Origin of the sequence: Myxococcus sp. AM011 (assembly GCF_013372595.1) — a bacterium.
GTDB classification, from domain to species: domain Bacteria; phylum Myxococcota; class Myxococcia; order Myxococcales; family Myxococcaceae; genus Myxococcus; species Myxococcus eversor.
Genome location: NZ_JABXEM010000328.1, coordinates 1 through 11,379, shown reverse-complemented (window position 1 = coordinate 11,379; position 11,379 = coordinate 1). Strand labels below are relative to the sequence as shown.

General features: G+C 70.4%; 9 protein-coding genes. 6 read left to right on the top strand and 3 right to left on the bottom strand.

Features of this window, described 5'->3' with window-relative positions; translation table 11 throughout:
* Positions 1-60: 60 nt before the first annotated feature.
* Positions 61-360: a DciA family protein gene (locus tag HUW62_RS41740; RefSeq protein ID WP_163864707.1), complete on the bottom strand. Its 300-nt coding sequence runs from the start codon at positions 358-360 to the stop codon at positions 61-63.
* A gap of 183 nt (positions 361-543) precedes the next feature.
* Between HUW62_RS41740 and HUW62_RS41735 the strand changes: the two genes are divergently transcribed.
* Positions 544-3,144, top strand: a complete 2,601-nt coding sequence (locus tag HUW62_RS41735) for a carboxypeptidase regulatory-like domain-containing protein (RefSeq protein WP_163864708.1) — start codon at positions 544-546, stop codon at positions 3,142-3,144.
* Between the two features lie 131 nt (positions 3,145-3,275).
* Entirely contained in the window at positions 3,276-4,151 is an 876-nt protein-coding gene (locus tag HUW62_RS41730; RefSeq protein WP_163864709.1) for a GGDEF domain-containing protein, read from the top strand.
* 21 nt (positions 4,152-4,172) lie between these two features.
* On the opposite strand, the gene HUW62_RS41725 is transcribed toward HUW62_RS41730, so the two are convergent.
* On the bottom strand, positions 4,173-6,347 hold the full coding sequence (locus HUW62_RS41725; RefSeq protein WP_176437592.1) for a 1-acyl-sn-glycerol-3-phosphate acyltransferase: 2,175 nt from the start codon (positions 6,345-6,347) through the stop codon (positions 4,173-4,175).
* A 2-nt stretch (positions 6,348-6,349) separates the two neighbouring features.
* On the bottom strand, positions 6,350-7,315 hold the full coding sequence (locus tag HUW62_RS41720) for an SDR family oxidoreductase (protein WP_163864711.1): 966 nt from the start codon (positions 7,313-7,315) through the stop codon (positions 6,350-6,352).
* Positions 7,316-7,417: 102 nt separating this feature from the next.
* Here HUW62_RS41720 and mutL point away from each other — a divergent pair, with 102 nt between their 5' ends.
* The 4 genes from mutL to HUW62_RS41700 all read left to right on the top strand — a co-directional run.
* Positions 7,418-9,265 carry a DNA mismatch repair endonuclease MutL gene (mutL, locus tag HUW62_RS41715; protein WP_176437591.1) on the top strand — a complete coding sequence of 616 codons (1,848 nt, stop codon included), beginning with the start codon at positions 7,418-7,420 and terminating at the stop codon, positions 9,263-9,265.
* Between the two features lie 136 nt (positions 9,266-9,401).
* Positions 9,402-9,557 carry a hypothetical protein gene (locus tag HUW62_RS41710; RefSeq protein WP_176437590.1) on the top strand — a complete coding sequence of 52 codons (156 nt, stop codon included), beginning with the start codon at positions 9,402-9,404 and terminating at the stop codon, positions 9,555-9,557.
* Positions 9,558-9,582: 25 nt separating this feature from the next.
* Positions 9,583-10,302, top strand: a complete 720-nt coding sequence (locus tag HUW62_RS41705) for an outer membrane beta-barrel protein (RefSeq protein WP_163864713.1) — start codon at positions 9,583-9,585, stop codon at positions 10,300-10,302.
* Between the two features lie 118 nt (positions 10,303-10,420).
* Positions 10,421-11,379: tol-pal system YbgF family protein (locus tag HUW62_RS41700; RefSeq protein ID WP_176437589.1), on the top strand; the 959-nt coding region annotated here is incomplete at its 3' end.

Genomic DNA, 11,379 nt, shown 5'->3' with positions numbered 1-11,379 from the left:
TGGCGGGGGATGGGGGTCTGGGCGTGGCGGCCAGCATCGCCACCAGCGCGAGCACGACCTTCATCGGTTGTCCCACCGGAAGGAGAGCGCCTTCACCGTGCCCGAGCCCAGTCGCTCATTGAGCTGCGCGCACAGGGAGGTGGCCTCGGCCTCCAGGGTGCGGGCCCACTCGGCGCTGGTGACGGCGATGAGGAGGGTGCCACCCTCCAGCGCTCGGGGAGCGCTATGGCGGGCGATGTGTGCTCCCACCACCGCGGCCCACACGGGTGTCAGGGCATGCCCCCGGCCTGACTCACCCGCGAGGCGAGCCAGGACGCGGGGTAGCAGACTCTCCAGGGACTTGGGCTCGCCACGGGCCATCGCGCGCGATGATGATTCGTGAGAACCTGAAAGCCAACCTCCTGTTGCGTGACGAGGGCGAAGAGCGGGCGGCCGGGTCCGACGGTGTCCAGCGAGAGGGCTTCAGGGCCCTCGCGCGCCGTCGCGCGACGCGCGTCGTACCTGTATGGTCTTGGGCGTTCCGCCCCCCGGGAGCCGCACCGTATGAGCCCCTCGCTTCGTCCCCTCCTGCTGACAGCCCTCGTGTGTGCCCTGGGGGCGCTGGCCGGCTGCGGGATGAGCTCCGACACGCCCTTCGGAATCCCAGGCGACAACAAGCCGCTGCCGGGGCCCTGCGCGGTGGACCAGGACTGCCCGGATCCGGCGCTCTTCTTCTGCAACACCGCGCAGTCCCGCTGTGAGCCCGCCTGTCGGAGTCGCTCCGACTGTGAGGAGGACCGGCGCCAGCAATACGCATTGGCGATGTGCGACAACCCGATGGGCTGTCAGTGCGACATGAACCGGTGCGTGGTGGGGCTGTGCGCCACGGACGTGGACTGTGACGGGGATCAGGTCTGCCGCAACGGAGCGTGTGTCGCTCCCCCGGCCAAGGAGGTCGCCGCGTCGTGCCAGGTGACTCCGGAGGTCGTCGTGGGCAGCCCGGGGATGTCCGTCGTCTTTGGCGTGTGGGTGAAGGACGCCGCGGGACAGCCCGTGGTGCCGCACGAGGGCACGACGTGGTCCGCCCTGTCGCCGATGGTGACGGGCGGTGGCAGCGGAGCCCGTGCGGCCTTCACGCTGAAGGCGTCCGGCACCGAGCGCGACGTGGTGGAGGCGCGGGTCGGCTCTGTTGTCTGCCGTGCCCGCGTCACGGTGTTGAGTCCGGACGTGCCGGAGGGTGGGGTGAGGGTGCTGGTGGTGGACGAGTTGACGGGACGTCCGGTGCCGCTGACCACCATCGCCGTGGCGGACGTGGGAGGAAAGCCCCAGGCCTCCGCGCTGACGGGGCTCGATGGCGCCGCGTGGGTACCCGCTTCGGGCACCGTGGCGCTGTCCGCCTTCCACCCGGACTTCGGCTACCTCACGCTGGCCCGCCATGACGTGGAGGAGCACCGCGATGTCCGGATGACGCTGCGGCGCAACCCGGTGGACTTCTCTGGCGGCGTGCGGGTGGACTTCGCAGAGGCGCGCATCGGCACCGTCGCGACGCCCACGCTGCGGCTGGGCATGACGGGCATGTCGGTGCCGGGGCTCTTCTCCGAGCTGTCGTCGGGCACCTTGCTGGGCTTCGAGCGGGAGGTGGAGGTGAGCGCGGGCGGCACGCGACGCCTGCCCCTGCCGTCGGGCACCTCGCTCTGGTTGGAGGGCGGCGCGCCAGCTCCGACCTTCGCGCCCGGCGCGGCGGGCGTTTGTGATTCCTCCCTGGCCGGGGTGTTGGAGCCGGAGCTGGCCATCCTGTCGGGGACGTGCGGCACCCGCTCGGCCTGGGCGTTGACGGGCAGCGTGCCGGTGGCGGAGCTGCCCCTCAATGCGCTGGAGCCCGGCGCGGATCCACTGCTGACGCTGGGGCGCCTGTTGCCGCTGTCCCCGCGCTTCTACTCGTCCGTGGCGCGAGATACCGCCTTCCACCTGGTCCCCACGCCGGGGCTGGACACGGGGACTCCGAGGCCGGACACCGTGACGTATTCCGAGCGCGTGTCCCTGGACTTCGAGGGCGTGCGACTGGCGTTCCCCTTCGCCGTGCGTGTCCCGGAGCTTCCCCGCTATCGGGGCGCGTACCTGGACCGGGCCTATGTGTTGAGCACCGTGGTGGCGCCGGGGCGAGGGCTCGTGCCGCTGGGCCTGGGAGCCGCCGCCAACGTCGCGCCCGCGGATCCGAACACGGATGCGGACGGGCGACTGGGTCGCTCCGGCGTCGTCGCGCTGCGCATGGCGCCCGCGCACCATGGCCTGGAGGGGCAGCCCTACCGACTCCTGGTGGGGGCCACGTCCCGCGCCGCTCAAGACGATGCCGCCGCGGGAATGGCCTCCGGCTTCGTCGTGGCGGACCTGCCTGCCTTGAGCTTCGACCCTCTCGGGGAGCGCCCCGTGGAACCGGGCGTGGACTTCCTCCCCATTCCAGAGGACGCCCGCTACAACTTCGACTCCAGCGAGTCCCAGGGCCTGCGAGGGCGTGAGCTGCGCGCCGACATCGAGGAGCCCGCCACGCTCGTCCGCGTCGTCTTCACCGACCGCCTCGGGCGCCGCTGGACGGTGCTGGCATCTCCCGAGGAGGTGGCGGACGGCATCCGCGTCCCGGGCGTTCCCGTGGGACTGGAGGACCGGACCTATTTCGGCGACCACCTGGGCTCGCGCGCGCTCCTGCGCGTGGAGGTGCTCCAGGTGACGGGGAGGGATGCGCGAGATGTCCTGGGGCCCTCCCGACTGGCGGCGGCGGATGGCCCGGGGTTGGACCACGTGGGAGACCTGACGCGCGCGGCGTCGTCGCTGGACGTGGGGCGCCCGGAGGTCAGGTGGCTCTATCCGGAGCTGGAGGGACAGCGGCTCAGCCGAGGCAGCGCCGTGCGAGTGCGTGTCACCGGCTTCCGCCCCGGCGTGAGCGCGGAGGCCGACGGCCGCGTTCGTGTCGTGATACGGGGGGGCGCCAAGGGCTGTGAAGGAGTCCTGGTGAGCGACTCCGCCGTGTCCGCGACGGGCGAAGTGCAGCTCCAGCTCCCCGCGAGCTGCTCCGGCTTGGGGGTGCTGCTGGTGGCCGCGCTCCAGGACGCAGACGGCTCGCTGCTGCGTCCCCCCGTCGCCGCCACGAGGGCCGTGGACATCCCGTAGCGGGGGATGGAGGACGACGTCGCTGGTTGGGTGTCGATGGGCGAAGATTCCCTACCTGGAGTCTCGCTCTGTGATTCGCTTTCTGGATTTGCAGGGTGGTAGCGTCTCGTGGGTCGGTTGCTGGAGGAGCGGTGCAGAAGGAAACGGTCGTCACGGTCATCTCGAAGATCTCCGACCGGCCGGTCAACCTCGACGCGGCTCTGGTGGTGATCTACGGATTGGATCTGGGTCGGAAGTTCGATTTGACGGGCGAGGAGACGCTGATTGGTCGCTCGTCGAAGTGTGACATCCAGATCGACCAGGAGTCGGTGAGCCGCAACCACGCCGCCATCTCGAATACCCGCGAGGGCGTGAAGATTCGCGACGCGGGCTCCACCAACGGCACGTTCATCAACGACGAGCTGGTGGAAGGCGACCGCGAGCTGCGCAACGGCGACCTGGTGAAGATTGGCCGCACCATCTTCAAGTACATCGCGGGCGGCAACATCGAGGCCGCGTACCACGATGAGATCTACCGGCTGACCACGATGGACGGCCTGACGCAGATCTACAACCGCCGCTACTTCGACGAGCAGTTGGATAGGGAAATCTCCCGCAGCCGCCGCTACGAGCGCGTGTTGTCGCTGGTGCTGGTGGACATCGACCACTTCAAGAAGGTGAACGACAAGTTCGGGCACCTGGCGGGGGACTCGGTGCTCAAGCAACTGGCGTCCACGGTGCGCACGCGCATCCGGCGTGAGGACGTCTTCGCGCGCTATGGCGGAGAGGAGTTCGCCATCCTGCTGCCCGAGGTCGCCCTGGTGGGCGCGCGACAGCTCTCCGAGAAGGTGCGGCGCCTGGTGGAGAAGCAGCGCTTCGAGTTCGATCGCCAGCCCATCCCCGTCACCATCTCCCTGGGCGTGGCGGTGTTGGACCCTCACCACCGCGAACCCGGAGACCTGGTGCGCGCGGCGGACGAGAAGCTCTTCGAGGCGAAGACGGGCGGCCGCAACCGCGTCATCGCCTGAGGCGGCGGCCCGAGGTTCGGCTCAGCCGGCGAAGACGGAGCGGCGCTCCCGCAGCAGCGTGTGGATCATCCCCTGGATGGCTTCGCGCGTGCGCTCGGTGAGGCGACCCACTTCGCCCAGGTCATCCGCGGCTTCGGGAGAGAGGCCGTCCATGGCGATGGGCTCGCCGAAGCGGATGCTCCACTTCGCGGGAAGGGGGCCCGGCGGTGTGAGCGGCACGTAGGGCAGCCCGAGGAAGCCCGCGGGGATGCGCCCGAGCAGGGGCGACGTCTCCTCCGCGCCGACGATGGCCACCGGAACGATGGGCGCTCCAGTTCGAAGGGCGAGCTTCACGAAGCCGCCGCGTCCGAAGCGCTTGAGTCGGTAGCGCTCCGCGAAGGGCTTGCCGAGACCCTGATAGCCCTCCGGGAAGACCACCAGCGGGCGCTGCTCGTCGAGCAACCGCAGCGCGTTCTCCGGGCACGCGCGCACGGCGCCGAGGCGGTTGAAGAGGGTGCCCAGCACGGGCGCGTGGAAGATCTGATCCTCCACCAGCCAGCGCGACTCACGCAGGTCGGGGCGCTCGCGGGCCAGGGTGAGCGACATCACCAGGCCGTCATAGGGAAGGGCGCCCGAATGGTTCGCCACGAGGATGACCGCGCCCCGGGGGATGTGGTCCGTGCCCTGGGCGGCGACGCGCCAGTACTGGCCATAGAGGAAATCCAGCACGGGCTCCAGTCGCTGCACGAGCGAGGGGTCCTTGCCGTACTCGTCCAGGTGGGAGCCTCCGCCCGTGCCCAAACCGGCGCGCACGGCGTCCAGCATGCCGTTCATCGCGCCCCAGGCGCGGCCCAGGCCCTCACTGGCCAGGGCCTGTCCGGCGATCTCCCTGGCCAGGGACAGCATGCCGGTGGCGCGCTGTGCGAGCGGGCGAGGGCCGTCTGGAACGGACGATGCGTCGCGCGCCGCGTGCTCGTCACCGGAGGTGGACACCAGGGACAGGGGGCCTCGGCGGCTGGGAGGGAACTCGTCGCGCGTCGCGTCTGGCATTTCCACCTCCGGCTCCGGGGAGGAGCGGGTTTTCGAGAGGGGCAGGGCGGACCGCTCCCACGCGTCGTCGGGTTCGTCCGGCGTCTCGTCGAGGTCAGACAGCTCCAGCACGGCGCCAGCGAGGTACTCATGGGGCGCGTCGAGATTGGAGCGCTCCTCGGTGTCGCCCTCGTCCAGGGTGTTGTTCGCGGCGCGTTCCTCCAGGGCGTCCCTGGCGCGAGGGGCGCTGTCGCGGCGATTCATCACTTCCACGACGGCCAGCTCGGCGGCGCTCTCGGCGACCTGCTCGGCCACGGTGGCGGCGAGTTCGCGCTCGCGCTCCGGACGGCGGGAGGAGGGGCTGTGGTCCAGGACCTCTTCCACCGCGGCCCCGGCCAGCTCGGTGGCCAGCTCCGTCGCGAGGAGTCTGTCCACGGGCTCGTCCGAACCGTCGCGGCGGTCCATCGCGACGTCCACGGCGTGCTTCGCGGTGACCTCGGCCACTTCGGCGGCGAGGGCTTCCGCGAGGGCGTGGTCCACTTCTCGTTGCTGGGGCGTCCGCTCGCCGCTCTTGTTGGCCACGGCGGGGGCTCGCGCGGGTGGAGGCTCGCGCGGAGTCACTGGAGCTGCGGGCTCGCGCAGGGGTTCGACTTCAGTCGAGTCCGGCGTGGAAGGCCCGGCCGTGGACACCTTCGCGCCGGACTGTCTCTTCAGCGCGGCGGGCTCGACCTTGGTCGAGTCTGGCGAAGAGGGCCTGGCAGTGGACGCACTCGTGCCAACCTTCGCACGGGACTGTCCCTGGGCTCCTTCCGGACGGGCCGGTGCTTTCCCTGAGTGAGAACCCTGTTCGTGCTTCGCCTTGCCGTGCTTCACGGGGACGCTGGCCTGCGCACTCGCGCCGCCCCGCGCGGACGTGCCTTGCTTCGCTCCCGTCGCCGACGGCGCGCCCTTCGACTTCGCGGGTGCGGGCTTCCCGCGGGTGGGCTTCTTCGCTCGGCCCTTGTCCGAGGTGCCATTGCCATTGCCGGCGTGGGCCGCGCGTGCGGACGTGGCCTTCTTGTCGTCGGAGGTCTCGCGCTCGGAGGGCGAGCGGTCCTGCTTCGCCTGGGTGCCGGGCTTCGCTTTCGCGCCATCGCGAGCGGCGGCTCCGCGCTGGAAGGGATCGTTCCCGAGGACACCCTTGGCCATCTCTAGCTCCTCTTGAGCGCCGCCGCGGCGTCCCTGACGTGGTGGAAGGGGATGAAGCCGAGGGCGGACTCGGCACGCTCACCGTCCGCCACCCACGAGTAATGGATGTAGTCGAGAAGGGCCACGGGCAACGTATCCGCTCCCACCACATCCAGCGTGTGGAGTGCGCCACGGAACAAAGGCCCTGGCAGGGGAAGCGGGCGAGCACCCGCCTGTCGAATGAGGCCGGACAGCGGCAGCACACCCCGGCCCACGATGTTGAACTCCCCGGACGTCTCCGCCCGCAGCGCCAGATGCAGCGCGCGCCCCGCGTCCTCCTCATGCAGCCCCTGCCACAACGGGTCGAACCCCAGCAGCGTGGGGACCACCGAGGTGCGCGTCAGCAGTCGCGTGACGGGACTCTCGAAGGTCGGCCCGAGCACCGGCGCGAAGCGCAGCACCAGCACGCGCATGTCCGGGTGCCGCTCGCGGAAGGCTCGGACCTGTCCCTCCACCTCCACCTTGTCGGTGACGAAGCGGCTGAGCGGACAGCCCTGCAGCGGCGAGTCCTCGCGCATCAGCGCCGGATTGTTCCCCCGCGCGCCGTAGACGGCGGTCATCGACGGCACCACCAGCCTGGGCAGCTTCGCCCGGCCCGCCGCCGTCAGCACGTTCATGGTGCCGATGACCTCCAGCTCGTGCGCCAGGGAGCCGTTGCGGATGGGGCCGAAGAGGAACGCCAGGTGGTAGAGCGCGTCCACGGGGCGCTCGGCCAATGCGTCGGTGAGCTCGCTCTCGGCGTCGTGCCGGGTGAGGTCCACCTGGTGGAACTCCACCTTCGCACCCTCTGGACGCGCGACGTCCAGCACGAGGATGCTCTCCACGTCGGGATCCCGCTCGAGCCGGGGCAGCAACAGCTTCCCGTACTCGCCGCTGGCTCCGGTCACCGCGACGCGCAACCGCCCCTTGCCTGGTCGTGACACGTCCATACCCAAGGTCTCCTGTTAGCCCAGCCGCCTGGGAATGTCAGCCTGCACCCGTCTTGGTTTGCTGGACAACGTCCGCTCCGTGGCGGAGGGTGGACGATTGCCATGGCTCGCATCGCACGTCTCTCTGACGTCCTCATCAACAAGATCGCCGCCGGTGAGGTGGTGGAGCGCCCCGCGTCCGTCGTGAAGGAGCTGGTCGAGAACTCGCTGGATGCGGGCTCGAGCACCATCCGCGTCGACCTGGCCGGTGGGGGCGTGGACCGCATCATCGTGTCCGACGACGGACACGGCATGGGCCGCCACGACGCCACGCTGTGTCTGGAGCGTCACGCCACCAGCAAGCTGCGGGAGCTCGACGACCTCTTCCACATCGACTCCATGGGCTTCCGGGGTGAGGCCGTGCCCGCCATCGCCTCCGTGTCCCGCTTCTCCCTCCACACCGCGGAGGTGGGCGCGGACGTGGGCACCCGGGTGTCGCTGGAGGGTGGGGTGGACCCGCTCATCGAGGACGCCCCGCCGCGCACCGGCACCGTCACCACCGTGGAGGACCTCTTCTTCAACGTGCCCGCGCGCCGCAAGTTCCTGCGTCGGGGCGACACGGAGCTGAAGCACGCCGAAGAGGCCGTCGTCCGCCTGGCCCTCGCCAACCCGGAGGTGGGCTTCTTCGCCACCCACGAGGGCAACGAGCTGTTCTCCAGCGCCGCCTGTCCCGAGGACCCGCGCGAGCGCATCGCCGCCGCGCTGGGCCCCGCGGCCCACCCGCACCTGTTCCCCGTGGAGGAGCGCCGGCTGGGCGTCAGCGTCACCGGCTACGCGGCCTCGCCCGAGTTCACCTTCCCCAACGCGCGCGGCCTCTACACCTTCGTCAACCGCCGCTACGTGCGGGACAGGGGCCTCATCGGCACCATCCAGCGCGCCTACCAGGACTTTCTCGCGGCGGGCCGACAGCCCGTCGTCGTCCTGCACATCGACGTGGACCCCATCGCGGTGGACGTCAACGTGCACCCGCAGAAGCTGGAGGTCCGCTTCTCCGACGCGCGGGGCGTGCAGGAGGCCATCAGCGCCGCGCTCAATCGGATGCTGCGCGCCGCTCCGTGGTTGGGCGCGGGCGCGGACCCGAATGGCCCGGGCGGGAATCAGCCCCGCGACGCCGCGCACTACGCGCACGCCGTGGAGCGCTTCCTCACCCGCGCGCAGGAGGCCTCCTGGGGCGCGCCGCTGCCCACCACGATGGACTCGGCCGGGAGCCCCCTGTCCGGCGCACCTGGGCCCATGGTCGGGATTCCCTCGCCGCTGCCCTTTGGCGCGGTGGGGCGCCCGCCCGCGTTCGGAGAGGCCCAGCCCCAACTCAACGAGGCCCCTCCGCCGGGCTACTTCGCCGCGCTGCGCCCCATGGGCCTGCTCGGCGGACGCTTCCACCTGTGCGAAGGACCCGGCGGCACGCTGGTGGTGTTGGATCCTCACGCGGCGCTGGAGCGGACCCGGCTGACGTCCTACCTGCGCGCGCTGGACGACGCGAAGGGGCCTCCCGCGCCCTCGCTCTTCGGCACCACGTTGGAGTTCCCGGTGCAGGTGGCCAAGGCGCTCGTGGAAGGGCGCGAGGCCCTGGCGCGGCTGGGCGTGGACGTGGAGCCCTTCGGCGGCACGACGGTGGCGCTGAAGACGGTGCCCCCGGGCCTGGAAGGCGCGGATGCACGCTCGCTCCTGGAGGCGCTCGCGCGCGCGCTGCCCCCCAAGGGCGCCGCGTTGGATTCCGTCACGCTCGCGGAGGGCGTGCGGGTGATGGCGTGCCATGCCGCGCGCAAGGCCGGCGCCGTGCCGCTCACGGACGCGCAACTGCGCGCGCTGTTGGGCGAGCTGGACAGGGCCGACTTCCACCCGCCCTGCATCCACGGCACCGTCGTGGTGTTGGAGATGCCCCTGCTGGAGCTGGAGCGCCGCGCCCGCTGAAGGGAAATCTCCCAGTCCCTCCGCGCCCTTGCGAGGCCGGAAAATTGACCCGTGGGAGGCCGCTGCTACGGTGCGCCACACGCCTGTAGCACACGCGGCGGACCGGGCATGGACGGCCGGGAACGGGAGCGACCCCATGCGCGGAGTCATCACCCTGCGGGACGTGGTGTGCAACCTGGGCGTGGTGCTCCGTGAGTTCGGCGCGCTGTGTGTCGTCCGCTGTCTGGTCGCCTCGCTGCGCCGCCAGCGGACGACGTTCCTCGAAATCGCCGTGCGCCCCAAGCGCCCCTGACCTTCGCCCCCGAGTCCCCGCTTCGATGCTCCGTCGACTCCTGTTGCCACTCGCCCTGTTGTCCGCCGCCCCCGCCTTCGCCCAGGAAGAAGACGACGACGTGCCCACCTCGCTGGATGGCGTGGGCCGCATCACCGTGCAGGGCGGCTGGCGCGTCACCTCCAACGAGACCTTCTACAAGGGCTGGTACGCCGAAGAGGCCAACGCGGGACTGACGCGCGCGAAGAAGACGGCGGGTGGTCCATTCGGTATCGCCACCTTCGCGTACGCGGTGTCGGACCTGTTGGAGCTGGGCATCGACCTGTTCGCCTCCGGCTCCCGCCTGTACGTCACCGACCCGGGCGCGCCCGGAGAGGGGCCCTTCGAGCGACGCATCGACACCCTGGCCTACGGCGCGATGCTCGGCCTGCGCTTCCAGACGGTGCTCCCCGAAGTCGGCCCGTACGGGCTCGTTCCCTTCCTGGGCCTGTCCACCGGGCCCACGCTCATCAGCTCGACGCGACAGGGAGAGGAGGTGCGGGAGAAGACGACGCAGGCCTGGGCGGGTGTCCTGGGCACGACGTGGCGCTTGTCTCCTCGCTGGGGCCTCACCGCCGAATACCGGTTCATGTTCCTGCGCGGCCCGGTGGGCCCGGAGTCGGTGAAGATCGGCTCGTTCAGCATGGGCGGGAACTGGCTGTCCCTGGGCGTGACGTACACTTTTCCGCCCGAGCCATCTCGCGGACTGCCGGGCTCGGGCTTGTAACCTCGCAGAGCGAGCAGGCGTGGACATTGGAAGGTTGTTTGCTCCCGGAAATGTGACAGAGCCTCCGTGTTGTTCCGGTGCGGAAATTGTCGCCGTATGACCGGGAGAACTCCTTACGATGCGCGAATCGGCCGAGATCGTTACCGGGCCCAGGAAGATGTCCATGCCAGAGCAGGCGAAGACCGAGATTGATAAGGAATTGGCGGACCTCCGCCGCGAAGTCGTCGAGGCCCGCAACCTCGTCATCAAGAGTGACAACCTGCTGAAGAACCTCCACGCGGAGGTGAAGGCCGTAGGCAAGCGTCACGAGGACTTCCAGAAGCGGCAGTGGATTTCGTCCGCCGCGGCCTACGTGCTGTTCGCGGTCATCGCGGTGGGTGCGGCGGTGATGATCACCAGCGCGCGCAGCTCCAGTGCCACCGGTGAGCGGGAGCGCCTGGAGAAGATGGTCGCGGACCTGACGGGCCAACTGGAGAAGCAGCGCTCGGACACCTCCGCGCACCAGACCGCGCAGCGTGGCGCCGCCGAGGTCTACAAGATGATGACCTCGCTGCCCGGTGACGAGCGGCTCAAGGGCATCGACGCGCTGATGAAGCTCGACACCTCGCGCCTGAGCACCCTGGAGCGCCAGGCCCTCAATGACCGGGCCACGTCCCTGCGCCGCGAGACGGGCGACGCCGCCTTCGAGCGCGGCAAGATCGCCTTCCGCAAGAACGAGATGGACCAGGTCGTCTCGGAGATGGAGCGCTTCCTGGCCATGAACCCGCCGCAGGAGCAGTCGCTGGACGCGTCCTTCTTCCTGGGCACCGCGTACAACCAGCTGCGCAAGCACGACAAGGCCGTGCCGCTGCTGGCGCGCTTCGTCGAGGGAGACCGCAGCTCCAAGACGCGTGACTACGCCATGCTGCTGCTGGCCCAGTCGTACCAGGAGGTCGGTCAGATGGAGAAGGCGCTGGAGACCGCGCGTGACGCGGCCGGTGCCTACCTCAACAGCCAGTACCAGCCCCAGTTCCGCAGCCGCATCGCCATGGTGAAGCGCGCCATGAGCGGCAACACGGAGGCCGCTGGCCCCGCGCC